The 22,620-nt window shown below is 71.9% G+C and carries 21 protein-coding genes, 5 tRNA genes and 1 pseudogene; 18 read left to right on the top strand and 9 right to left on the bottom strand.

Annotation, left to right across the window (positions count from 1 at the left end; translation table 11 throughout):
- The 4 genes and pseudogenes from ACH4E7_RS32240 to ACH4E7_RS32255 form a co-directional block, all read right to left on the bottom strand.
- Positions 1–149 (bottom strand): annotated as a pseudogene (locus tag ACH4E7_RS32240) (ATP-binding protein); the annotation flags it as partial.
- Positions 130–555, bottom strand: coding sequence for a DUF742 domain-containing protein (locus ACH4E7_RS32245; RefSeq protein ID WP_030248215.1), 426 nt, complete (start codon positions 553–555; stop codon positions 130–132). The gene ACH4E7_RS32245 and the pseudogene ACH4E7_RS32240, both read right to left, overlap by 20 nt.
- Positions 556–718: 163 nt before the next feature.
- Positions 719–1,132 (bottom strand): roadblock/LC7 domain-containing protein, encoded by a 414-nt coding sequence (locus tag ACH4E7_RS32250; protein ID WP_097236138.1) that lies wholly within the window; start codon positions 1,130–1,132, stop codon positions 719–721.
- A gap of 10 nt (positions 1,133–1,142) precedes the next feature.
- Positions 1,143–4,796: a nitrate- and nitrite sensing domain-containing protein gene (locus ACH4E7_RS32255; RefSeq protein WP_396252704.1), complete on the bottom strand. Its 3,654-nt coding sequence runs from the start codon at positions 4,794–4,796 to the stop codon at positions 1,143–1,145.
- Between the two features lie 687 nt (positions 4,797–5,483).
- Here ACH4E7_RS32255 and ACH4E7_RS32260 point away from each other — a divergent pair.
- The 8 genes from ACH4E7_RS32260 (at position 5,484) to ACH4E7_RS32295 (ending at position 9,041) form a co-directional block, all read left to right on the top strand.
- Positions 5,484–5,702 carry a hypothetical protein gene (locus tag ACH4E7_RS32260; RefSeq protein ID WP_396252705.1) on the top strand — a complete coding sequence of 73 codons (219 nt, stop codon included), beginning with the start codon at positions 5,484–5,486 and terminating at the stop codon, positions 5,700–5,702.
- Between the two features lie 294 nt (positions 5,703–5,996).
- Entirely contained in the window at positions 5,997–6,797 is an 801-nt protein-coding gene (locus ACH4E7_RS32265; RefSeq protein WP_396252706.1) for a fumarylacetoacetate hydrolase family protein, read from the top strand.
- The gene (gltX, locus tag ACH4E7_RS32270; protein ID WP_396252707.1) at positions 6,790–8,289 is read left to right on the top strand and encodes a glutamate--tRNA ligase; all 1,500 of its coding nucleotides are present in this window, start codon (positions 6,790–6,792) and stop codon (positions 8,287–8,289) included. The genes ACH4E7_RS32265 and gltX overlap by 8 nt, the downstream gene beginning before the upstream one ends.
- A 238-nt stretch (positions 8,290–8,527) precedes the next feature.
- A tRNA-Gln gene (locus ACH4E7_RS32275) sits at positions 8,528–8,599 on the top strand.
- Between the two features lie 47 nt (positions 8,600–8,646).
- Positions 8,647–8,719: transfer RNA gene (locus tag ACH4E7_RS32280), tRNA-Glu, on the top strand.
- A gap of 27 nt (positions 8,720–8,746) precedes the next feature.
- A tRNA-Glu gene (locus ACH4E7_RS32285) sits at positions 8,747–8,819 on the top strand.
- A 25-nt stretch (positions 8,820–8,844) separates the two neighbouring features.
- Positions 8,845–8,917 (top strand) — tRNA-Glu (locus ACH4E7_RS32290).
- A 49-nt stretch (positions 8,918–8,966) separates the two neighbouring features.
- Positions 8,967–9,041, top strand: a tRNA-Gln gene (locus ACH4E7_RS32295).
- A 162-nt stretch (positions 9,042–9,203) separates the two neighbouring features.
- Here the strand turns inward: ACH4E7_RS32295 and ACH4E7_RS32300 are convergent.
- Positions 9,204–9,917, bottom strand: a complete 714-nt coding sequence (locus tag ACH4E7_RS32300) for an IclR family transcriptional regulator (RefSeq protein ID WP_030246527.1) — start codon at positions 9,915–9,917, stop codon at positions 9,204–9,206.
- 229 nt (positions 9,918–10,146) lie between these two features.
- Here ACH4E7_RS32300 and leuC point away from each other — a divergent pair, with 229 nt between their 5' ends.
- The 4 genes from leuC (at position 10,147) to ACH4E7_RS32320 (ending at position 13,566) form a co-directional block, all read left to right on the top strand.
- Complete coding sequence (leuC, locus tag ACH4E7_RS32305) at positions 10,147–11,586, top strand: 3-isopropylmalate dehydratase large subunit (RefSeq protein WP_396252708.1); 1,440 nt, start codon at positions 10,147–10,149, stop codon at positions 11,584–11,586.
- 3 nt (positions 11,587–11,589) lie between these two features.
- Positions 11,590–12,186, top strand: a complete 597-nt coding sequence (gene leuD / locus ACH4E7_RS32310; RefSeq protein WP_396252709.1) for a 3-isopropylmalate dehydratase small subunit — start codon at positions 11,590–11,592, stop codon at positions 12,184–12,186.
- A gap of 182 nt (positions 12,187–12,368) precedes the next feature.
- Positions 12,369–12,716, top strand: coding sequence for a hypothetical protein (locus ACH4E7_RS32315; RefSeq protein ID WP_396252710.1), 348 nt, complete (start codon positions 12,369–12,371; stop codon positions 12,714–12,716).
- A 133-nt stretch (positions 12,717–12,849) separates the two neighbouring features.
- Positions 12,850–13,566, top strand: a complete 717-nt coding sequence (locus tag ACH4E7_RS32320; protein WP_396252711.1) for an HU family DNA-binding protein — start codon at positions 12,850–12,852, stop codon at positions 13,564–13,566.
- A 188-nt stretch (positions 13,567–13,754) separates the two neighbouring features.
- Here the strand turns inward: ACH4E7_RS32320 and ACH4E7_RS32325 are convergent, their stop codons facing one another.
- Both ACH4E7_RS32325 and cofC read right to left on the bottom strand, forming a co-directional pair.
- The gene (locus tag ACH4E7_RS32325; protein ID WP_355673912.1) at positions 13,755–13,979 is read right to left on the bottom strand and encodes a hypothetical protein; all 225 of its coding nucleotides are present in this window, start codon (positions 13,977–13,979) and stop codon (positions 13,755–13,757) included.
- 63 nt (positions 13,980–14,042) lie between these two features.
- Positions 14,043–14,735 (bottom strand): 2-phospho-L-lactate guanylyltransferase, encoded by a 693-nt coding sequence (cofC, locus tag ACH4E7_RS32330; protein WP_396252712.1) that lies wholly within the window; start codon positions 14,733–14,735, stop codon positions 14,043–14,045.
- A gap of 230 nt (positions 14,736–14,965) precedes the next feature.
- Here cofC and ACH4E7_RS32335 point away from each other — a divergent pair, with 230 nt between their 5' ends.
- The 3 genes from ACH4E7_RS32335 (at position 14,966) to ACH4E7_RS32345 (ending at position 18,057) form a co-directional block, all read left to right on the top strand.
- Positions 14,966–15,799 carry a lysophospholipid acyltransferase family protein gene (locus ACH4E7_RS32335; protein WP_396252713.1) on the top strand — a complete coding sequence of 278 codons (834 nt, stop codon included), beginning with the start codon at positions 14,966–14,968 and terminating at the stop codon, positions 15,797–15,799.
- A gap of 14 nt (positions 15,800–15,813) precedes the next feature.
- Entirely contained in the window at positions 15,814–16,797 is a 984-nt protein-coding gene (locus tag ACH4E7_RS32340; RefSeq protein WP_396252770.1) for an NAD(P)H-dependent glycerol-3-phosphate dehydrogenase, read from the top strand.
- Positions 16,798–16,911: 114 nt separating this feature from the next.
- The gene (locus ACH4E7_RS32345; RefSeq protein ID WP_396252714.1) at positions 16,912–18,057 is read left to right on the top strand and encodes a D-alanine--D-alanine ligase family protein; all 1,146 of its coding nucleotides are present in this window, start codon (positions 16,912–16,914) and stop codon (positions 18,055–18,057) included.
- Between the two features lie 85 nt (positions 18,058–18,142).
- Here ACH4E7_RS32345 and ACH4E7_RS32350 read toward each other — a convergent pair whose 3' ends face one another.
- Positions 18,143–18,661, bottom strand: coding sequence for a DUF3515 domain-containing protein (locus tag ACH4E7_RS32350; RefSeq protein WP_396252715.1), 519 nt, complete (start codon positions 18,659–18,661; stop codon positions 18,143–18,145).
- A gap of 20 nt (positions 18,662–18,681) precedes the next feature.
- Positions 18,682–18,915, bottom strand: coding sequence for an Lrp/AsnC ligand binding domain-containing protein (locus ACH4E7_RS32355; protein ID WP_355673917.1), 234 nt, complete (start codon positions 18,913–18,915; stop codon positions 18,682–18,684).
- Positions 18,916–19,124: 209 nt separating this feature from the next.
- On the opposite strand from ACH4E7_RS32355, the gene ACH4E7_RS32360 reads away from it, so the two are divergent.
- From ACH4E7_RS32360 to thiD, 3 genes are all read left to right on the top strand, one after another.
- Positions 19,125–20,090: a thiamine-phosphate kinase gene (locus tag ACH4E7_RS32360; protein WP_396252716.1), complete on the top strand. Its 966-nt coding sequence runs from the start codon at positions 19,125–19,127 to the stop codon at positions 20,088–20,090.
- Between the two features lie 462 nt (positions 20,091–20,552).
- Entirely contained in the window at positions 20,553–21,578 is a 1,026-nt protein-coding gene (locus ACH4E7_RS32365; protein ID WP_396252717.1) for an ATP-dependent 6-phosphofructokinase, read from the top strand.
- Positions 21,579–21,601: 23 nt separating this feature from the next.
- Positions 21,602–22,474: a bifunctional hydroxymethylpyrimidine kinase/phosphomethylpyrimidine kinase gene (thiD, locus tag ACH4E7_RS32370; protein ID WP_396252718.1), complete on the top strand. Its 873-nt coding sequence runs from the start codon at positions 21,602–21,604 to the stop codon at positions 22,472–22,474.
- The last annotated feature ends 146 nt before the right edge of the window (positions 22,475–22,620 follow it).

The raw sequence follows: 22,620 nt of genomic DNA on the forward strand, positions 1-22,620 counted from the left end.
GCCGAGGTCATGACGGCTTCGGTGCGCAGGGGGTTGATCTCGGAGACGGCGCCGACGAGCGTGGTCTTGCCGACGCCGAAGCCGCCCGCGATGACTATCTTCGCGGAGGTCGTGGCGCGGGCGGGTCCGTTAGAGCTTGCGAAGTCCACTGAGGACCCTTTCGAGCAGCGTGACATCGGGCGTTCCGCCCGACTCGCCCGCGGCGGCGGGCTGGTGGATGGCGACGAGACCGGCCTCGGCCAGGTCGGCCACGAGGATGCGGGCCACACCGAGCGGCACACCGGCCAGTGCGGAGATCTCCGCGATGGATTTGACCTCACGGCAGAGGTTGACGATCCGGGCGTGCTCGGGCAGCAGCCCGCCGGTCCGCTCGGCCGAGCCCGTGGTCGAGATCAGGGCCTCGATGGCGAGCTGGTACCGCGGGCGGGTCCGGCCGCCGGTCATCGCGTACGGGCGGACCAGCGGCTGCTGCTCGTAGCCGTCGGACTGCTGCCCGCCGTAGCCGCTGCCGTACCCGCTGCCGTACGGGCCGGCGGGTGTCGAGGGCGGGGTCATGGGTCCTCCTAGTGCTGCAGCCTTGGGCAGCCGGTTCCAGCTGGGGCGATGCCAGCTGAGGCGGGATCAGCTGCCTGAGGGTAGCTGAGGGTGAGGTGCCGGGTCCGGTCGGGTCGGACCCGGCACAGGGCGGAACGGTGGGTGGATCCGCGCGGGGGCCGGGTCAGTGCAGGAGACTGCCCTGGAGTTCCGCGCGAAGTGCGGGGGTGAGGACGGCGCCGGCTCGGTCGACGAGCAGGGCCATTTCGTAGCCGACGAGGCCGATGTCGGAGTCGGGGGAGGCCAGGACGGCGAGGGCGGAGCCGTCGCTGATGGCCATGAGGAACAGGAAGCCGCGCTCCATCTCGACGACGGTCTGGTTGACCTCGCCGCCCTCGAAGATCCGGCTGGCGCCGGAGGTGAGGGAGGTGAGGCCGGAGGCGACGGCGGCGAGCTGGTCGGCGCGGTCGCGCGGGAAGCCCTCGGACATGCACAGCAGGAGGCCGTCCGCGGAGACCACCACGGTGTGGGACACCCCGGGGGTGTTGTCCACGAAATTGGTGATCAGCCAGTTCAGGTTCTGTGCGGCCTGGCTCATCTGGTTCAACTCAACGCTCCTGGTGATCTGCGCCGTTGCCGTCGCTCCGGCCACCGAAACTATCGAATCCGGGCTGCTGGGCACCATGCTGGAAGCCCGGCTGGTTGCCGGCCTGTTCGGCCCCGGCCCGGCGGCCCTGCTGGATGCCGCGGCGCAGGTTGGTCAGTCGGCCGCGGACCTCCTCGGGGGCCCGGGAGACCTGCGGACCGGTCAGCGGCGAGGCCTCGGCGGTGCCGGAGACCAGGTTGGCCTGCGGGGTCCGCCGGGGGAGGCCGGACATCGTGACACCGCTGGTCGAGGGCTCGCGGACCTGCTCGGCACGGCGCCAGCGCTCGTCGTTCGCGGACGGGCGCCAGGGCGCGTCGCCGACGCCCGGCTGCGGGGGCTGCGGCTGCTGCTGGGCCTGACCCTGCTGGGGCTGGGCCTGCTGTGCCTGCTGCGGAGCCCGGGTCTGCTGCGGGGCCTGCGGCTGGAGTCCCGGCGCGGAGGTGCCGGGCCGACGCGGCTGGTACGGCCGCTGGCGGGTCTGCTGCGGACCCTGCGGCTGGGCCTCGCCCTGCTGCGGGTACCAGGGCTGCTCGCCGGCCGCCTCGGACGGGCCGGTCGGCAGCGCCATCGGCTCCTGCCGCTGCTGCGGGGCCGGAGCCTGCTCCTGGCGCGGCTGGGGCTGCGGCTGGGCCGGGTTCGGCACGTTCGGCAGCACCGGCTCCACCAGGCCGAGGCCCAGCGGGTCGCGCGGGTCGATCTGGCTGGCCTCGAAACGCGGCCGGGCGAACTGCTGGGTGCTCTCCACCGGCGCCGGCTCGGCCGACGGCAGCGGCTGGGCCGGCTGCTGCTGCGGCGGCAGCTGCGGCTGGCGGTCGCGGCGCGGCGCGTCCGGGCCGGGGCGCTGCGGACGGCGCTGGCCCTGCGGACCCTGCGAACCCTGGGGACCCTGCTGGCCCGGCTGGCCCTGGGGACCCTGCTGGCCTTGGGGACCCTGGGGGCCCTGCTGGCCGGGGGCGCTGGGGCCCGGACGGCCGGAGCCGCGCTGCGGCAGGCCGTCCTGCGGACGGTTGCCCGGACGGGCACCCTGCTGCGGCGTGCCGGGACCACCCGGGCGGCCGTGCTGCGGCTGCTCGCCGGTCCGCGGCGCCGGGGCGCCGTCGGTGCGCGGACGTTCCTGGGCGGGGCGACCCTGGCCGCGGCGCGGCAGGCCGTTCAGGCCCTTCGGGCCGCCCTGCGGCGGGCCCTGACGGCCGGGGGCGCGCTGCGGCAGACCGCCCTGCGGCGACTGCTGCGGCTGGCCCTGCGGCTGCTGGGCCGGAGCCTGCTGTGCCTGGCCCTGTCGGCCCTGTCGGCCCTGCGGGCCCTGCTGCCCCTGGGGGGCCGGGTTCTCGCGCAGCGACTGCCCGACCTGACGGGTCGGCAGCCCGCCGGGGCTGCCACCGGGCGCACCCGGGCCGGCCGGCGTGGCCGGAGCCGCCGGAGTGCCCTGGCCGAGCTGCGGACGGCCGCCCTGCGGGGCACCGCCTGCCGGGCGCTGGGCGAGCGCGGCCGGGCCGCCCTGGCGACCGGGCGGGACCTGGCGCTGCTGGCGCGCCGTCGGGGCGACCCCGCGCTGCTGCTTGCCCTGGCCGGGGCCGGGGCGGCCGGAGCCGCGGCGGTCGGCGGAGTTGGTGACGTCGACCGGGAGCATGACCAGCGCGGTGGTGCCGCCGGAGTCGCTCGGACGCAGCTGGATCCGGATGCCGTGTCGCAGGGACAGGCGGCCGACCACGAAGAGGCCCATGCGGCGGGAGACGGAGACGTCCACCGTCGGCGGGTTGGCGAGGCGCTCGTTGATCTCGGAGAGGTCGTCCGGGCTCAGACCGATGCCGGTGTCGTGGATCTCGATCAGCACCCGGCCGTCCGGCAGCGCGTGGCCGGTGACCCGGACGCGGGTCTGCGGGCTGGAGAACGAGGTGGCGTTCTCCAGCAGCTCGGCGAGCAGGTGGACGAGGTCGTTGACGACGCGGCCGGCGACCTCGGCCGACGGTACGGCGGCGAGCTCGATGCGCTCGTACTGCTCCACCTCGGAGGCGGCGGCGCGGAGCACGTCGACGAGTGGAACGGGCCTGGTCCAACGGCGGCCCGGGTCCTCACCGGCGAGGACGAGGAGGTTTTCACCGTTGCGGCGCATACGGGTCGCGAGGTGGTCCAGCTTGAACAGGTTGGCCAGCTGGTCCGGGTCGGCCTCGCGGCTCTCCAGCTCGGAGATCAGCGACAGCTGGCGCTGGATGAGGCCCTGGCTGCGGCGCGAGAGGTTGGTGAACATCGCGTTGATGTTGCCGCGCAGGAGGGCCTGCTCGGCGGCGAGGCGGACGGCCTCGCTGTGCACCATGTCGAAGGCGTGCGCCACGTGGCCGATCTCGTCGGTCGAGTCGACGGCGACCGGCTCGACCGTGGTGTCGACGTCGTGCGGGTCGCTCTCCGAGAGGGTCTTGACCAGCTCGGGCAGACGGCGCTCGGCGACGTCCTCGGCCGCGGCCTGCAGGCGGGTCAGCGAGCGCACCATCGAGCGGGCGATCAGACCGGCGCCACCGAGGGCGACGAGCAGGGTCAGGGCGACGGCGGCACCGATGATCAGGGCCTCGGTGTCGGCCTGGGACTGCAGGTCCTGGGCCTTTCCGTCGAGGTCCTCGATCAGCTTGGACTCGATCCGGCGCTCGGCGGTGATCTTGGCGCTGGCCTTCTCGTACCAGTCCTTGTACGAGACCGGCTCGGTCTGGTGGATACCACTGGGCTGGAGGATCGAGCGCGAGTAGCGGTCGGCCTCGGCGACCACGTTGTTGTAGCTCAGCTGCCCGCGCAGGTTGTCCAGGTCGTGCACGGTGTAGATGTTGTTGAAACTCTGCAGCGAGTTGTCGTACGAGGTGCGCAGGCGGATGCCGAAGGACTCGTCACTGGGGCTGAGGTCGGGGCCCTTGGGGTTGGCGAGACCGGCGCTGATCAGCGCGCGCTGCTGCGAGGTGGCGTCCTTGGCCAGCGAGAACTGCTGCAGGGCGCGGGTGGCGACGAGCAGGTCCTTGTTGTTCGAGGCGAGCGCGATGTCCTGGGTGATGGACAGCAGGTCGCGGATGATCACGTCGTACGCGGTGATCGTCGCCTGGATGTTCTGGTTGTTCTGGTACGGCGTGTTGCGGGCGTCCGCGATCGAGTTCAGGTCCTTGCGGATCTGGAACAGCAGGGCCTTACCGCCGGAGAGTTCGAGGTTCTCGAACTTGTCGGAGGAGGCGGTGAAGGTGCGGCTGAGGTCGTCCGTCGACTTGCGGGCGGTGACGATCTCGTCGTCCAGCGGGTCGTTCGGACGGTTGGTGATGTAGCCGGCGCTGATGTCGCGCTCGGTCTGCAGGGCGTCCGCGAGGTTGGTCGCCTTCTTGGCCAGGTCGGACAGGTTGGCCATCTGGGCGAGTTGCTGCGAGTTCTCCATCGAGGTCTGGATGCGCAGGCCACCGAGGACCAGCGAGACCAGGACGGGAAGCGCGAGCAGCGCGATCAGGCGGGTGCGGATGCGCCAGTTGCGCATCGCGAACCGGCTCAGACCGGTGGCGCGTCGCCTGGTCAGCGTGGTCCGGAGCTTGTCCCTGGTGGACTTCCGGTCCTGGCCGTCATCCTCCGGGCGGCCGGGGACCTCGGTCGTCACCGGGTCGGTCGGGCCACCGGGGGCCGCCGCCTGTTGAGGGGCTGCCACAGGCTCGCGCGACTCCGGGTTACCCGCGGCGCCGCTACCCCTTTTGAAACGTCCCTGCACTGGCGTCGCAACCTCTGGACCGGGCGTCCCGCCGCGTCGCCACGGCCTGGACGGTGTCGAGTTTCCATCCGCACCCCGGCCGGTCCGGGAGAGCGGGTCACCGGGGTGGACTGCTCCCTACCCACGGTCCGTGGCATTCCAGCACAGCCGGGGAATCCCAACAAGGGCCGCTGGAACCAACCGTCCGGTACTACCGACCGCATGCGCCGTTTCACTGACTGTGCGGTAACCGGACCGGAATACCGCCTTTTTCGGACACTCGCCGGATACATGCCAACCAGGCCGTAGATCGAAAAGAGTCGTAGACCTGCTGGAATGCCCGTTACGGGTGGAATGTCGGGTAATTCCGATGCGGCGATATGTCGCATATCGGCGATTTGCTCATGAATTTGTGAGCAAAATCACAGGCTGATGTGTAGCTTTGGTCACGGCCTCTGTGGAAAGAGATCTCGTAACCTGGCTGTCTCCTGGGCACGGCCCCGATCAGCCTGCCCAGAACCCCTCCGAATCAATCGGAATCACTCAGACCGGTGCCGGTCCCGCGCGGATCCGCCCGGTCGCGACCACGAGGTGCTCTCGATGTCCCTGGCGAAGAAGGCCACCAAGTCCACGCTGTCCTGCCGCTCCACGGCGAACCCGCGCCGGACCACGCTGGCCTCGGTCGAGGACTTCAGCAAGATCCCGGGCGCCCGCAAGCCCGAGGACGTCGTCACGTACGGCACCGAGCTGCCCGCCAGCACGGCCAACCCGCGCCGCGTCCAGCTGATGGTCGCCCCGGTCGTCACCCTCCAGGACTGACCCGACCAGCGCTCCACCGAGGGCGCCGGCGCCGCGGCAGTGGCGACGGCGCCCTCGCGCTTTGCCCGCCCGTTCGGCTCCGGGGCGCTCCTGGCCCGACGCCGACGGTCGGCGCTCCCTGCGGCTCCGGGGCGTTTCCCGCCCCAACCACGCTGAACAGGGGCAAAGCGGTCGCGCGAGGCCCCACGCGATAGCCTGGACGACGATTGACGGGGCCGCGCCCACGGAGGGCGAGGCGCCCAGCAGCGCCCGGGGGCGCCCCGGGCGGCCGACGAAGCGAGGGGTAGCCCAGCCGTGCGCATTGCCAGGTTTTCCGTCCGGGAAGGGAGCCCTGCCGCCGGCAGCGTCTCCTTCGGCGTGGTGGAGGGCGACCCCTCCCAGCCCGACTCGCTGGTCGTCCACGCCCTGGCCGGCCACCCGTTCGGCCAGCCCCAGCCCACCGGCGAGAGCTACCGCTTCCAGGACGTCCGGCTGCTCAGTCCGATGCTCCCCAACAAGATCGTGGCGGTCGGCCGCAACTACGCGGCGCACGCGGCCGAGCTCGGCAACGACGTCCCGGACGCCCCGCTCACCTTCTTCAAGCCCTCCACCTCGGTGATCGGCCCGACCGAGAGCATCGCGTACCCGCCGTTCTCCTCGGACGTCCACCACGAGGCCGAACTCGCCGTGGTGATCGGCCGGATGTGCCGCGAGGTGCCGCTGGACCGGGTGCCCGAGGTGATCCTCGGCTACACCTGCGCCAACGACGTCACCGCCCGGGACGTCCAGCAGCGTGAGGGCCAGTGGGCCCGGGCCAAGGGCTTCGACACCGCCTGCCCGCTGGGCCCGTGGATCGAGACCGACCTGGATCCGAGCGACCTCGCCGTCACCTGCACGGTCAACGGCGAGCTCCGCCAGACCGGCCGCACCTCCCTGATGATCCGCTCGGTCGCCGAGCTGATCGTCCACATCTCCGAGGCCATGACGCTGCTGCCCGGCGACGTCATCCTCACCGGCACACCCGCAGGGGTGGGCCCCCTCAGCGTCGGCGACGAGGTCGCCGTCTCCATCGAAGGCATCGGCACTCTCACCAACAAGGTGATCAAGCGTGGCTAACACTGACCCGGCCGTCCGGGTTCGCTTCTGTCCGTCCCCGACCGGCAACCCCCACGTGGGCCTGGTCCGCACCGCCCTCTTCAACTGGGCCTTCGCCCGCCACAACGGCGGCACGCTGGTCTTCCGGATCGAGGACACCGACTCCGCCCGCGACTCCGAGGAGTCGTACGACCAGCTGCTCGACGCCATGCGCTGGCTCGGCTTCGACTGGGACGAGGGCCCGGAGGTCGGCGGCCCGCACGAGCCGTACCGCCAGTCGCAGCGGATGGACATCTACGCCGACGTCGCCCGCCGCCTGCACGAGGCCGGCCACGCCTACTACTGCTACTGCAGCACCGAGGAGCTGGACGCCCGCCGCGAGGCCGCCCGTGCGGCCGGCAAGCCCTCCGGCTACGACGGCCACTGCCGCGACCTGACGGACGAGCAGGTCGCCGTCTACAAGCTGGAGAAGCGCGCGCCGATCCTGCGCTTCCGCATGCCCGACAAGACCCTCTCCTTCGACGACCTGGTCCGCGGCACGCTCACCTTCGAGCCGGAGAACGTGCCGGACTACGGCATCGTCCGGGCCAACGGCGCCCCGCTGTACACCCTGGTCAACCCGGTGGACGACGCCCTGATGGGCATCACCCACGTGCTGCGCGGCGAGGACCTGCTCTCCTCCACCCCGCGGCAGATCGCGCTGTACGCCGCGCTCGCCGAGATCGGCGTCGGCAACGGCACCACCCCGCGCTTCGGCCACCTGCCGTACGTGATGGGCGAGGGCAACAAGAAGCTCTCCAAGCGCGACCCCCAGGCCTCGCTCAACCTGTACCGCGAGCGCGGCTTCATCCGCGAGGGCCTGCTCAACTACCTGTCCCTGCTGGGCTGGTCGCTGGCCGAGGACCGCGACATCTTCAGCATGGACGAGCTGGTCGCCGCCTTCGACATCGCCAAGGTGAACTCCAACCCGGCCCGCTTCGACCTGAAGAAGTGCGAGGCGATCAACGCCGAGCACGTCCGCAAGCTGGCCCCGGAGGACTTCGTCCAGCGCCTGGTGCCGTACCTGCAGGCCCCCGGCCTGCTGCCGGCCGAGCCGACCGCCGAGCAGCTGGACCTGCTCGCCAAGGTCGCGCCGCTCACCCAGGAGCGGATGGTCGTGCTGAGCGAGATCGTCAACATGGCCGGCTTCCTGTTCGTCGACCCGGCCGACTTCGCGGTCGACCCGGACGACGCCGCCAAGGCGCTGACCGCCGACGCCCGCCCGGTGCTGGAGGCCAGCATCAAGGCGCTGGAGGAGCTCGCGGACTTCACCCCGGAGCCGATCCAGGCCTCGCTGCGCGAGGCGCTGGTGGACGGCCTGGGCATCAAGCCCAAGTTCGCCTTCACGCCGCTGCGGGTGGCCGTCACCGGCCGCCGGGTCTCCCCGCCGCTGTTCGAGTCGATGGAGCTGCTCGGCCGCCCCGAGACGCTGCGCCGGCTGCGCTCCGCCCTGGACGCCCTGCCCGCCGCCTGAACGGGCCGCTGAGCAGGCCGCGGGCCCGGCTTCACGCCGGGCCCGCGGCGCATCCGGAGGTCACCGGCCGGCCTCCCCGCCGCTGCCTGCGGTTATCGATTTTGGAGCCAGGGCAGACGTCGGGTAATGTTCTTTCTGCGCCGCCCGGGAGGGAACGGACGAGGGAGCGAAAGCCCCTCGGAAGGGACCGACTGAGAGGCGCAACGCCTGAGAAGGGCCCGCAGGGGTTCAACTCTGGTGGGGTATGGTGTAATTGGCAGCACGACTGATTCTGGTTCAGTTAGTCTAGGTTCGAGTCCTGGTACCCCAGCGCAGTACGATCCACGTGGTCGGTACCGCAGTACAAGTGAAGATCAAGCCCCCGTTGTGTAGCGGCCTAGCACGCTGCCCTCTCACGGCAGTAGCGCCGGTTCGAATCCGGTCGGGGGTACTGATCCCGCAAGGGATCACCTGGAAAGCCCCCGTTGTGTAGCGGCCTAGCACGCTGCCCTCTCACGGCAGTAGCGCCGGTTCGAATCCGGTCGGGGGTACTGATCCCGCAAGGGATCGCCAGGAGCCCCCGTTGTGTAGCGGCCTAGCACGCTGCCCTCTCACGGCAGTAGCGCCGGTTCGAATCCGGTCGGGGGTACTTCAAAGCAGGAAGCCGGTGGGTTCGCCCATCGGCCCTTGCTTTGTGTTGGGGTATGGTGTAATTGGCAGCACGAGTGATTCTGGTTCATTTAGTCTAGGTTCGAGTCCTGGTACCCCAGCCAGAAATTGAAAGACCCCGGTTACCGGGGTCTTTTTGTTTTGCGCCGGGAAATGATGTGAAGGGTCCCGCTCGACTCCGAGCGGGGCCCTTTCGTCTTTCGTGGGGGAGGGGTGGGGAATGGGGATGGGGATGGGGGAAGGGGCGGGTGGGGGAGTCGGTCGGGTCAGCTCCGGCGCAGCGCCTCGGTGAGCCGGTTCGCGGCCTCGATGATGGCCTGGGCGTGCAGGCGGCCCGGGTGGCGGGTCAGCCGCTCGATCGGGCCGGAGACGGAGACGGCGGCCACCACGCGGTTGGAGGGGCCGCGGACGGGGGCGGAGACGGACGCGACGCCCGGCTCCCGCTCGCCGATCGACTGGGCCCAGCCGCGCCGCCGGACGCCGCTCAGCGCGGTGGCGGTGAAGCGCGCGCCCTGGAGACCGCGGTGGAGCCGCTCGGGCTCCTCCCAGGCCAGCAGGACCTGGGCGGCCGAGCCGGCCTTCATCGGCAGGGTGCTGCCGACCGGGACGGTGTCCCGCAGGCCGGAGAGCCGCTCGGCGGCGGCTACGCAGATCCGCATCTCGCCCTGGCGGCGGTAGAGCTGTGCGCTCTCGCCGGTGACGTCGCGCAGGTGGGTGAGGACCGGGCCCGCGGTGGCGAGCAACCGGTCCTCGCCGGCCGCGGCGGAGAGTTCGGACAGCCGGGGGCCGAGGATGAAGCGCCCCTGCATGTCTCTGGTGACCAGACGGTGGTGTTCGAGTGCGACGGCGAGTCTGTGGGCCGTGGGGCGCGCCAGACCGGTGGCGGCGACCAGCCCCGCCAACGTGGCGGGGCCCGACTCCAGTGCGCTCAGCACCAGAGCGGCCTTGTCGAGAACGCCGACGCCGCTAGTGTTGTCCATGCCCTAAGACTGCAGTCTCATTCCGCGAGACGCAAGTTCAATCTTCCGGGAAAAGCGCCACTCTGGATGCAGCAGCCCGGGAGACATCCAGGATGGGACCTCGCCAGAGTGTCCGCATCGTGGACAGCGATCCGGCGTGCAGGTCGCGCGAGCGCCCCGCACGGGGCCGCGCAAGCGTTTACCCGACGACACGAGAAGGCCGGCAACGCGGCCGGCTGGAGGGAATCCGATGGGACGGACACTCGCAGAGAAGGTCTGGGACGACCACGTCGTGCGGCGCGCGGAGGGCGAGCCCGACCTCCTGTTCATCGACCTGCACCTGCTCCACGAGGTGACCAGCCCGCAGGCCTTCGACGGGCTGCGGCTGGCCGGCCGCAAGGTCCGCCGCACCGATCTGACGATCGCCACCGAGGACCACAACACCCCGACCCTGGACATCGACAAGCCGATCGCCGACCCGGTCTCCCGGGTCCAGCTGGAGACCCTGCGCCGGAACGCCGCCGAGTTCGGCGTCCGGATCCACTCGCTCGGCGACGTCGAGCAGGGCGTGGTGCACGTGGTCGGCCCGCAGCTCGGCCTGACCCAGCCCGGCACCACCGTGGTCTGCGGCGACTCCCACACCTCCACCCACGGCGCCTTCGGCGCGCTCGCGTTCGGCATCGGCACCAGCCAGGTCGAGCACGTGCTGGCCACCCAGACCCTGCCGCTGGCGCCGTTCAAGACCATGGCGATCACCGTCGAGGGCGAACTGCCCGAGGGCGTCACGGCCAAGGACCTGATCCTGGCCGTCATCGCGAAGATCGGCACCGGCGGCGGCCAGGGCTACGTCCTGGAGTACCGCGGTTCGGCGATCCGGAGCCTGTCCATGGAGGCCCGGATGACCGTCTGCAACATGTCCATCGAGGCCGGTGCCCGGGCCGGCATGATCGCCCCGGACGAGACCACCTTCGCCTACCTCGAAGGCCGCCCGCACGCCCCGCAGGGCGAGGACTGGGACGCCGCCGTCGCGTACTGGAGGACCCTGGTCACCGACGAGGACGCGGTCTTCGACCACGAGATCCTCATCGACGCGAGCGAGCTGACCCCGTTCGTCACCTGGGGCACCAACCCCGGCCAGGGCGCCCCGCTGGGCTCCGAGGTCCCGCACCCCGAGGACTTCGCCGACCCGCAGGAGCGCCTGGCGGCCGAGAACGCCCTGGCGTACATGGGCCTTGAGGCCGGTACCCCGCTGCGCGAGGTCGCCGTGGACGCCGTCTTCGTCGGCTCCTGCACCAACGGCCGGATCGAGGACCTGCGCGCCGCCGCCGCGGTGCTGGAGGGCCGCAAGGTCGCCGACGGCGTACGGATGCTGGTCGTCCCGGGCTCGGTCCGGGTCGCCCTGCAGGCCGTCGAGGAGGGCCTGGACAAGGTGTTCACCGCCGCCGGGGCCGAATGGCGGCACGCCGGCTGCTCGATGTGCCTGGGCATGAACCCCGACCAGCTCGCCCCCGGGGAGCGCTGCGCCTCCACCTCGAACCGCAACTTCGAGGGCCGGCAGGGCAAGGGCGGCCGCACCCACCTGGTCTCCCCGCAGGTCGCCGCCGCGACCGCCGTCCTGGGCCGCCTGGCGTCTCCGTCCGATCTGAACCCCGCCGAGCTGGCGGACACCAACGTCGCCGTGGAGGCCTGAGCCATGGAGAAGTTCACCACCCACACCGGCCGGGCCGTCCCGCTGCGCCGCAGCAACGTGGACACCGACCAGATCATCCCGGCCCATTGGCTCAAGAAGGTCACCCGATCCGGTTTCGAGGACGGACTGTTCGAGGCCTGGCGCAAGGACGAGGCGTTCATCCTCAACCGGCCCGAGCGCCGGGGCGCCACGGTCCTGGTGGCCGGCCCCGAGTTCGGTACCGGCTCCTCCCGTGAGCACGCGGTCTGGGCGCTGCAGAACTACGGCTTCCACGCGGTCATCTCCTCGCGCTTCGCCGACATCTTCCGCGGCAACTCGCTGAAGAACGGCCTGCTGACCGTCGTGCTGCCGCAGGAGACCGTGGAGCGCCTCTGGATGCTCACCGAGAGTGACCCTTCGGCCGAGATCACCGTTGACCTGGAGAAGCGCGAAGTGCGCGCCGAAGGCGTCACCGCGGGCTTCGAACTGGACGACAACGTGCGGTGGAGGCTGCTCAACGGGCTGGACGACATCAGCATCACGCTGCAGAACGAGGCCGACATCGCGACCTACGAGTCGACCCGCCCGGCGTTCAAGCCCCGTACCGTGCCGGTCTCCTGAGTTCCCCTCAGAACAAGCATTCTGGCGATCGACCGGATGGCCCGCGCTCCCCTCGGGGGGGCCGGGCCATCCGTCGTTCCGGAGCGCGAGTTAGCGCCGAGGCCCGCCCCGGATTGCCCATTTGGCTTTGCGGAAGAGGGCCCCGCGCAAGTACAACTGCGGGTAGATGGCACAATCAGTACATGCACCGGCACCATGAACCTCCGTACGCGGGCGGCGAACCCGCGTCCGAGGAGTCCATGGGCCGGGGATCCGAACGCCGAATTGACGATCGGCCGGACGTCACCTCCGCACCAGCTGAGGCGCCGGACGACCAGGAAGTCGCAGCGCTCTACGCGCTTGTGGCCGAGCGGTTGAAGCAAGCTCACGCCCGCGTGCATGCGCTGAACGTGTCTGCCGATGCAAAGACCGCTCTCACCCGTCAACTGCTCATCGTCACGGAGACCGCCAAGCGCGATCTTCCGGAGGCGGCAAGGCGGTTGAGTCGCTTTGTACATGACCTCGACGAGGGGCGCCCGCCCCTCGACTGAGGTCGCGGACGCGCAAATCCATTGCGACACTAGGGTGATTCGCGCGTTTGGTAATTGAAAGTCCGCAGATACATACCTAACGTGCGAAAAGAACGGATGGAATCATCCGGCGCCCGTTTCCGAAGGGGAAGACGTGAACAAGGCTCAGCTTGTCGAAGCGGTGGCCGAGCAGCTGGGCGGTCGCAAGGCTGCCGCAGAGGCCGTCGACGCAGTGCTCGACACCATGGTCCGTGCCGTTGTGGCCGGTGACCGGGTTTCGGTCACCGGTTTCGGCACCTTCGAGAAGGTGGAGCGCTCCGCGCGCTTCGCCCGCAACCCGCAGACCGGCGAGCGGGTCAAGGTCAAGAAGACCTCGGTCCCCCGCTTCCGCCCCGGCCAGGGCTTCAAGGACCTGGTCAGCGGCAGCAAGAAGCTGCCGAAGGAAGGCCCCTCGGTGAAGAAGGCCCCCAAGGGCTCCCTCACCCCGGGCAAGGCCGGCGTCGCCGCCACCCCGGCCGCCAAGCGTGCCGCCACCAAGCGCGCCACCGCCGCCGCTGCCGCCGCTCCGGCCGCGACCAAGAAGGCCGCCGCCAAGAAGACGGCCACCACGGCTGCCGCCAAGAAGACCACGGCCACCGCCGCGAAGAAGGCGACCGCCGCCAAGAAGACCACCACCGCCGCCGCCGCCAAGAAGGCCACGGCGACCGCGACCAAGAAGACGGCCGCCGCCAAGAAGGCGACCACCACGGCTGCCGCCAAGAAGACCACGGCCACCGCCGCGAAGAAGGCGACCGCCACGGCCAAGAAGACGGCTCCGGCGAAGAAGACCGCCACCCGCAAGACCACCGCGCGCAAGACCACTGCCAAGTAAGTCCCGCGCGACTGTCCTCGGACGGCCTCCGGCTCAGAGCCGCGGCACCCCTTCCGCCGACCGCGGAGACCGGGTGGCCGCGGCTCTTTCGTTTTCCGGGCGCTTAGTCAGGATTCGACGGCGACCGGCGCCCAAGGCGGGAAAACCGTAGGAACAGCGCGCGCGGAGTGGCGGAAAGCCCCGGCCGGTCAGCCCTGATCTGCGGGGTCCGGGAAGGTCTGCAGGGTCACGAAGACCACCCGGCGGGCCTCGCCGGTGCCCTCGGTGCGGATCCGCACCCGCTGGCCGGGCCGCAGCAGCCGCAGGCCGCCGGCGTCGAAGGCGGCCGCGTCGAACGGCACCGGGGTCCCGTCGTCGAGCAGCACGGAGCCGGCTCTGGTGTCGGGGTCGAAGGTGAACGCGGTGGCCTGCATGCCAGCAGCATAGCGAGCGGGTCGGACAGGCCGCCGGGCCAGGACCCTCGGTCAGGTCTCCGGTCAGGGGCCGCTCAGGCGGGCGAACAGGGCGCTGGTGTACGGGCCGAGGCCGAGCGTCGCCGCCTCGCCGAGGTCGGTGCCGGTGTCGACGTCCCGGCGCACCGACTCCACGTCCGCCAGACGCAGTTCGAGTGCCCCGCCGGCCGCGTGCCGGGCCCGTGAGCCGTCCCCGAAGGCCGGCGAGAGCGGGCGGCCGGGGGTGCTGGCGAGCAGGGTGGTGCCGAGGCCGGGGGAGTCGGGCAGGAAGGCCCGGCCGTCCGACGGCACCGCGCCCAGCACCCGGGCGAGTTCGGCCGGGCGCAGGGCCGGCAGGTCCGCCGAGAGGGCGGCCAGCGGGGCCCGCGGGGCGAGCGCCAGGGCGGCCGAGGCGCCGTGCGCCAGCGCCCGGTTGAGGCCGCCGCCCGGCTCGTCGGCGACGACCAGGGCGCCCAGCGCCGCCAACCGGGCGCCGGCGGCGGTGTCCCGGGTGACCACCAGGACCCGGGCCACACCGGGGGTGGCCAGCGCGGCGGTGACGGTGTCGAGCGCGAAGGAGAGGGCCAGGTCCGCCCGGTGCGGCCCGGCGTACGGGGCCAGTCTGCTCTTCGCCAGGGCGAGCGGCTTGAGCGGCAGCACCAGCGACCAGTCGGTGGTGGGTGCGGTGGGTGCGGCGGGCGCGGTGGGCTCGCCGGGGCGTACGGTGTCCTGGGTCATCGGCGTCATTGTGACGCCGGTGCCGGAGCCCCCGCCAGGCCGTCCGAGCTGTGCGGACGTGCGTTTGATCACGACCGCAGGGCGGGTTGGCGCGGTCGCTCGACAGCCGGTGAGCGGCCGGGCGACACTGTTCCGCGCCCGCGAACCGGGCACCGGGCAGGCCGGTGCGCGCCACCGGGACGCACCGACCACGGCACCCCTGGTGCCGCACGTGATGAGAAGGAGCTGGGGTGGCCCGCCGCTCGTACGCCAAGTTCGGCAACGCCGACTACGGCATCTGGTACCGCTTCGCGGCCGTGCTGGTGAAGCCGGTGACGACCGCCCTGGTGAAGCCCGACTGGCGGGGCTGGGAGCACATTCCGAAGGAAGGCGGTTTCATCGCCGCGGTGAACCACAATTCGATCATCGATCCGGTCGTCTACGCGCACTGGCAGTACAACAGCGGCCGGCCGCCGCGGATTCTCGGTAAGTCCTCGCTGTTCTCGATTCCTTTCATCGGATTCATGCTCCGCAAGACCGGTCAGATTCCGGTGTTCCGTGAGTCCACCGATGCCGCGCAGGCCTTTCGGGCCGCGATCGACGCCGTCAACAGCGGCCAGTGCGTGCAGTTCTACCCGGAGGGAACGCTCACCCGGGACCCGGACCTGTGGCCGATGACCGGCAAGAACGGGGTCGCCCGGGTCGCGCTGATGACCGGTGCGCCGGTCATCCCGGTCGCGCACTGGGGCGCCCACGAGATCATCCCGCCGTACGGCCGGCCCGGTTACGGCAAGGGCAAGTTCAACCTCTTCCCGCGCCACAGGGTCACCGTCGCGGCCGGGCCCGCGGTGGACCTCAGCAAGTACCAGGGCCAGGAGCTCACGGCCCAGGTGCTCGCCGACGCGACCGAGGACATCATGACGGCGATCACCGCCGTGCTGGCCGACATCCGCGGCGAGGAGCCGCCGGCCGAGCGCTACGACATGCGCAAGGCCGCCCGCGAGCGGGCCGCCGCCGCGCTGGCCGAGCGCCGCCGGGCCAAGGGCCCCAAGAACGACAACGACGCTGAGGGGACGGGCCGGTGACCCGCTGCGCAGTGATGGGGACCGGGTCCTGGGGCACCGCCTTCGCGATGGTGCTGGCCGACGCGGGCTGTGAGGTGGTGCTGTGGGCCCGCCGCCAGGAGCTGGTGGACGCCGTCAACGGCACCCACGAGAACCCGGATTACCTGCCGGGCGTCCGGCTGCCCGACTCCGTCCGGGCCACCACCGACGCCGCCGAGGCGCTGGCCGGCGCCGACTTCGCGGTGCTCGTGGTGCCCTCGCAGACGCTGCGCGACAACCTGGCCGCCTGGGCGCCGCTGATCGAGCCGCAGACCGTGCTGGTGAGCCTGATGAAGGGCATCGAACTCGGCACCGCCAAGCGGATGAGCGAGGTGATCGACGAGGTCACCAAGGTCGGCCCGGAGCGCGTCGCGGTGGTCAGCGGGCCCAACCTGGCCAAGGAGATCGCCAACCGGCAGCCCGCCGCGAGTGTGGTCGCGTGCACCGACGAGGCGGTCGCCAAGCGGCTCCAGACGGCCTGCCACACGCCGTACTTCCGGCCGTACACCAACACCGACGTGGTCGGTTGCGAACTCGGCGGCGCGGTCAAGAACGTGATCGGCCTGGCGGTCGGCATGGCGGCCGGCATGGGGCTCGGTGACAACACCAAGGCGACCCTGATCACCCGCGGGCTGGCCGAGACCACCCGGCTCGGCGAGGTGCTGGGAGCCGACCCGCACACCTTCGCGGGGCTCGCCGGGATGGGCGACCTGGTCGCCACCTGCTCCTCGCCGCTGTCGCGCAACAACACCTTCGGCATGAACCTGGGCCGGGGCATGTCGCTGGCCGAGACCATCGCGGCCACCCGGCAGACCGCGGAGGGCGTCAAGTCCTGCGAGTCGGTGCTGGACCTGGCCCGCCGCAGCGGGGTCGACATGCCGATCGTCGAGGCCGTGGTGGACGTGGTGCACAACGGGCGGCCGACCCAGGAGGCGCTGCAGACGCTGATGTCGCGCTCGGCCAAGGCCGAACGGCGCTGAGGCTGTGTGACGGGGCCGGGGGAGGGGCCGGGGGACTCTCCGGGCCGACCTTCCGGGGGCCCGGGCGGGCGCTGACTTCCCGGAAACACATCGCACGGTAGTCTCAAACTTGATATGAGCATCGAACAGACCTCCCCGAACCCGTCCGCCCGGAAGGCGCACGTCGCGCTGGTCTTCGGCGGGCGCAGCTCCGAGCACGCGATCTCGGTCTCCACCGCGGGCAGTGTGCTCAGGGCGATCGACCGCGACAAGTACGACGTGCTGCCGATCGGCATCACGCACGAGGGTCGCTGGGCGCTGACCAGTGACGAGCCGGCCCGGATGGCCATCACCGACGGCAGGCTGCCGGACGTGGCGCACATCGCCGAGTCCGTCGACGGGCAGGTCGCGCTGCCCGCCTCCCCGGGCAACCGGGAAGTGGTCTTCAGCGAGCCGGGATGCGCCCCCAAGGCCCTCGGCGACGTCGACGTGGTGTTCCCCCTGCTGCACGGCCCGTGGGGCGAGGACGGCACCCTGCAGGGCCTGCTGGAGCTCTCCGGTGTCCCGTACGTCGGCAACGGCGTGCTGGCCAGCGCGGCCGGCATGGACAAGGAGTTCGCCAAGCGGATCCTGGCCTCGCACGGTCTGGGCGTCGGCGACTACACCATCGTGCGGCCGCGTGACTGGGAGACCGAGCAGGGCCGCGCGGACGTGCGCGAACGCGCCGCCGCGCTCGGCCTGCCGCTGTTCGTGAAGCCCTGCCGGGCCGGCTCCAGCATCGGCATCACCAAGGTCAAGGACCTGGCCGACCTGGACGCGGCGATCGAGGAGGCCCGTCGCCACGACCCCAAGCTGATCATCGAGGCCGGGGTCTCCGGCCGCGAGATCGAGTGCGGCGTGCTGGAGTTCGAGGACGGCCCGCGGGCCAGCGTCCCGGCCGAGGTGCTGGTCGGCGAGGGCTTCGACTTCTACGACTTCGAGGCCAAGTACATCGACTCCTCCGAGGTGCAGATCCCGGCGCGGCTGACCGCCGAGGAGACCGCGGAGATCCAGCGCCAGGCGGTGGCCGCGTTCGAGGCCTTCGGCTGCGAGGGCCTGGCCCGGGTGGACTTCTTCCTCCTGGAGGACGGCAGCTGGGTGATCAACGAGATCAACACCATGCCGGGCTTCACCCCGATCTCCGCCTACCCGAAGATGTGGGAGGCCAGCGGGGTCGCGTACGCGGAGCTGATCGACCGGCTGCTGCAGTCGGCGCTGCGCCGCTCGACCGGGCTGCGGTAGTCGTACCGACGGTGAGAGGGCGGGCCGGGAAGCTCCCGGCCCGCCCTCGGCACGTCCCGTCGGGCCCGGCCCGCTCGCCGACGGCTCAACCCGGGATCTTGGCCTTCACCAGGTCGCTCAGTGCGGCCGCCGGGTCGAAGGGGTTCTGCGCGGCCCCCGCCGGGACGGTCACCTCGACGTAGGCGGCGCGCATGGTCGTCACGAAGCGGTAGCCGCCGTCGCCGAGCTGCTGCGACCACCAGGTGACGTCGTCCACGGTCGGGGACCAGTCCTTGGCGTGCTCGCCGTCCAGCTCCTCCGGCCGGTCGATGCCACAGCGCAGCACCGTCCGCGGCGAGCCGCCCCAGGCCGCCGTGTACGGGGACGCGGGCGACGGGTCCTTGCGGGCGTGCCCGAGCAGTTCGTGCGGCAGCGCGTCGGTCAGCGCGCGGCAGTACTCCGCGGCCCTACCGCTCGGCTGCGGGGCCTCGACGTCCGGGTCGGCCGAACTCCAGCTGCCGATCAGCAGCACGACCGTGCAGGTCAGCGCGACCGGCACGGCGAGCCAGCGGACCGGCGCCGGAAGCGCGGTCAGCGCCTTGGGGATGCGGAGTTCTCTGCCCACCCGCCGATGGTAGCCGGGGCTTACAGGTGGACCACCGGACAGGTCAGGGTGCGGGTGATGCCCTCGACCTTCTGGACGTTGGCGACCACCATGCGGCCCAGGTCGTCCACGGTCTCGGCCTCGGCCTTGACGATCACGTCGTACGGGCCGGTGACGTCCTCGGCGGTGAGCACTCCGGGGATCTTGCCGATCGTATCGGCCACGGAGCTGGCCTTGCCGACCTCGGTCTGGATCAGGATGTATGCCTGTACCACGTGGGCCTCCCGGCGGCCGGTAACGGGGATCGCCGCCGTGCTCGCCCGGTCGGGCACAGGGGTGGGAGCGGGCTCACCGGCAGACTGATCACCACGCTACCGCGCAGCGGGCCGGGGAGGGGAGACTTCTGCACCCCCGAAGGGCGTACGCTGCGCGCGGGGGAGCGCGACGGGGACTGGATTCGGATGGAAACGCGAGAGGACGGCAGATGCAGGGGACCGTGGGCGAGCTGGGCGAGTTCGGCCTCATCAAGGAGCTGACGGCCCGGGTACCGCTCACCGACGCGGTCGACCTCGGTCCCGGGGACGACGCCGCGGTGGTGAAGGCCCCGGACGGCCGGGTGGTGGCCACCACGGACGTCCTGATCGAGAACCGGCACTTCCGCCGGGACTGGTCCACCGCCTACGACGTGGGCCGCAAGGCCGCCGCCCAGAACCTCGCCGACGTGGCCGCGATGGGTGCGGTGCCGACCGCGATACTGCTCGGGCTGGTCGCGCCCGCCGACCTGCCGACCACCTGGGCCACCGAGCTGATGGACGGGCTGCGCGACGAGTGCCAGGTGGCCGGGGCGACGGTGGTCGGCGGCGACGTGGTGCGCGGTGACACCGTCATGCTGGCCATCACGGCGCTCGGCGACCTCCAGGGGCGCGCGGCGGTGACGCGCTCCGGCGCCCAGGTCGGCGACGTGGTCGCGGTGACCGGCTGGCTCGGCTGGTCGGCGGCCGGGCTGACGGTGCTGCAGCGCGGCTTCCGCTCCCCGCGTGCCTTCGTCGAGGCACACCGCCGGCCCGAGCCGCCGTACCACGCGGGCCCGGCCGCCGCCGAGTTGGGCGCGACCTCGATGATCGACGTGAGCGACGGACTGGTCGCCGACCTCGGCCACGTGGCCCGGGCCAGCGGCGTGGACATCGACCTCAAGGCCGCGGACTTCGACGTCCCGGCGCAGATGGCCGACATCGGCCAGGCGGTCGGGGTGGACCCGCTGGTGTGGGTGCTGTCCGGCGGTGAGGACCACGCGATCGTGGCCACCTTCCCGCGCGGGGTCCAACTCCCGGCCCGTTGGCGGGTGGTGGGCGAGGTGACCGGTCGTCCGCGGGGCTCGCGCAGCGGCCGGGTGACGGTGGACGGCGCGCCCTGGGACCGGGTCGGCGGCTGGGACCACTTCGCCGAGTGACCGCTACTCGCCCGCTCGCCTCCGGGGCGCTCCGACCCGGTGCCGACGGTCGTCGCTCCGATGCCCTCGTTCCTCGGGCCTCCTCGCTTTTCCCTTTCGGCACCGGCGCGCCCCTTCGGCTCGGGGCGGTGACTCACCCGCTCGCCTCCGGGGCGCTCCGACCCGGTGCCGACGGTCGGCGCTCCGATGCCCTCGTTCCTCGGGCCTCCTCGCTTTTCCCTTTCGGCACCGGCGCGCCCCTTCGGCTCGGGGCGGTGACTCGCCCGCTCGCCTCCGGGCGGGTTCGCCGATCGGCGTACGGAGTACGGCGGATGGGCGCTGGACACCGGTACGGCATGTGACGCTCCGGGCGTGCGGCGGACGGGCTTCGAGGGTGCGTTTTGCGTAGGCTTGCGGCATCCGAGCCCGCCCGCCCGTCCGGCGTGGGTGGTCTGAACCACTGCGAGCGGGAGCACACCACACATGCGCATCGGTGTACTGACCAGCGGCGGCGACTGCCCCGGCCTCAACGCGGTGATCAGGTCGGTGGTGCACCGGGGAACGGACGTCCACGGGGACGAGATCGTCGGCATCGAGGACGGCTTCCTCGGCCTGATCGAGGGCCGCACCCGGCCGGTCTCGCACGACGACGTCACCGGTCTGCTCACCCTCGGCGGCACCATCCTGGGCTCGGCCCGGGTGCGGCGCGAGCGGATCGCCTGGGCGGTGGAGAACGCGCGGACGCTGGCCCTGGACATCGGCATCGACGCGCTGATCGCGATCGGCGGTGAGGGGACGCTCACCGCCGCCAAGCTGTTCAGCGACGCCGGGCTGCCGATGGTCGGGGTGCCCAAGACCATCGACAACGACATCGACGCCACCGACGTCACCTTCGGCTTCGACACCGCGGTGCACGTCGCGACCGAGGCGATCGACCGGCTGAAGACCACCGCCGAGTCCCACCAGCGCGTCATGGTGGTCGAGTTGATGGGCCGGCACACCGGCTGGATCACCCTCACCGCGGGCATGGCCGGCGGCGCCCACGGCATCCTGATCCCGGAGAAGCCCTTCGACATCGAGGCGGTGGCCCGGATGGTCGAGGACCGCTTCGCCCGCGGCAAGAAGTTCGCCATCATCGCCGTCGCCGAGGGCGCGGCCCCGCAGCCCGGCACCATGCGGTTCGACCACGGCGACGTCGACCAGTTCGGGCACCAGACCTTCGGCGGGATCGGCAACCGGCTCGCCCACGAGCTGGAGAACCTGCTCGGCAAGGAGGCCCGCCCGGTCATCCTCGGTCACGTCCAGCGCGGCGGCACCCCGATCGCCCGGGATCGGGTGCTCGCCACCCGCTTCGGCTGGCACGCGGTGGAGGCCGTCCACCAGGGCGCGTTCGGACACTTCACCGCGCTGCGCGGGACCGGCATCGGGCTGGTGCCGATCGGCGACGCGGTGACCCGGCTGAAGACGGTGCCGAAGGACCGCTGGGCGGAGTCCGAGGCGGTGCTCTGAACCGGCCCGGGTAGGTTGGGGCCATGGCCCTCCCGTCTCCCACGCCCGCCCCCGGCCGACGCTCCCCCGGACTCCGTCCGGGGACACCCCCGCCGCACGGCCCCTCCGATGCTCCTCCCCGCGTGCTCACCATCGCCGGCTCCGACTCCGGCGGCGGCGCCGGCATCCAGGCCGACCTCAAGGCGATGCTCGCCCTCGGTGTGCACGGCATGAGCGTGATCACCGCCGTCACCGCGCAGAACTCGCTCGGCGTCCAGGGCTACTGGGAACTGCCCGCCGAAGCCGTCCGGGCGCAGTTCCGCAGCGTGGTGGACGACATCGGGGTGCAGGCCGTGAAGACCGGGATGCTCGCCTCGATCGAACTGGTCGAGACCGTCTCCGAGCTGTTGTCCGCAGTGGCGGCCCCGGTGGTGGTCGACCCGGTCGGCGTCTCCAAGCACGGGGACGCGCTGCTGGCCGCCGAGGCGGTGGCCACCGTCCGCGACAGGCTGCTTCCGGTCGCCACCGTGGTCACCCCGAACCTGCACGAGGTGACCCAGCTCACCGGCCGGACCGTCGAGGACGAGTCGCAGATGCTGGACGCCGCCAAGGCGCTGGTCGACCTCGGGCCCCGCTGGGCGCTGGTCAAGGGCGGCCACCTGGAGGGCGAGGCCGCCGACCTGCTCTACGGCGGGCCGGACGAGGTGCACTGGTACCGCGCGCCACGCTACGACAACCGGCACACCCACGGCACCGGCTGCACCCTGGCCAGCTCGATCGCGGCCGGCCTGGCCAAGGGGGAGTCGCTGCCCGAGGCGGTGGGCTCGGCCAAGGAGTACATCACCGGCGCGATCGCCGCCGGCTTCGCGCTGGGCGCCGGGATCGGGCCGGTCGACCACGCCTGGCGCTGGCGCTAGCCGGCAGCCGGAGAACAGTGGTGGGGGGGGGGCCCCCCGGGGGGCCCCCCCCCCCCCCCGGCCGGGCCCCTGGGCCGGGCGGGCCAAAACCCAAAACCGCCCGCACGCGCGGGCGACGCGCACACGAGGGCCGCCCAGCCCGGCGG

The organism is Kitasatospora sp. NPDC018058 (assembly GCF_044327205.1).
GTDB lineage: Bacteria > Actinomycetota > Actinomycetes > Streptomycetales > Streptomycetaceae > Kitasatospora.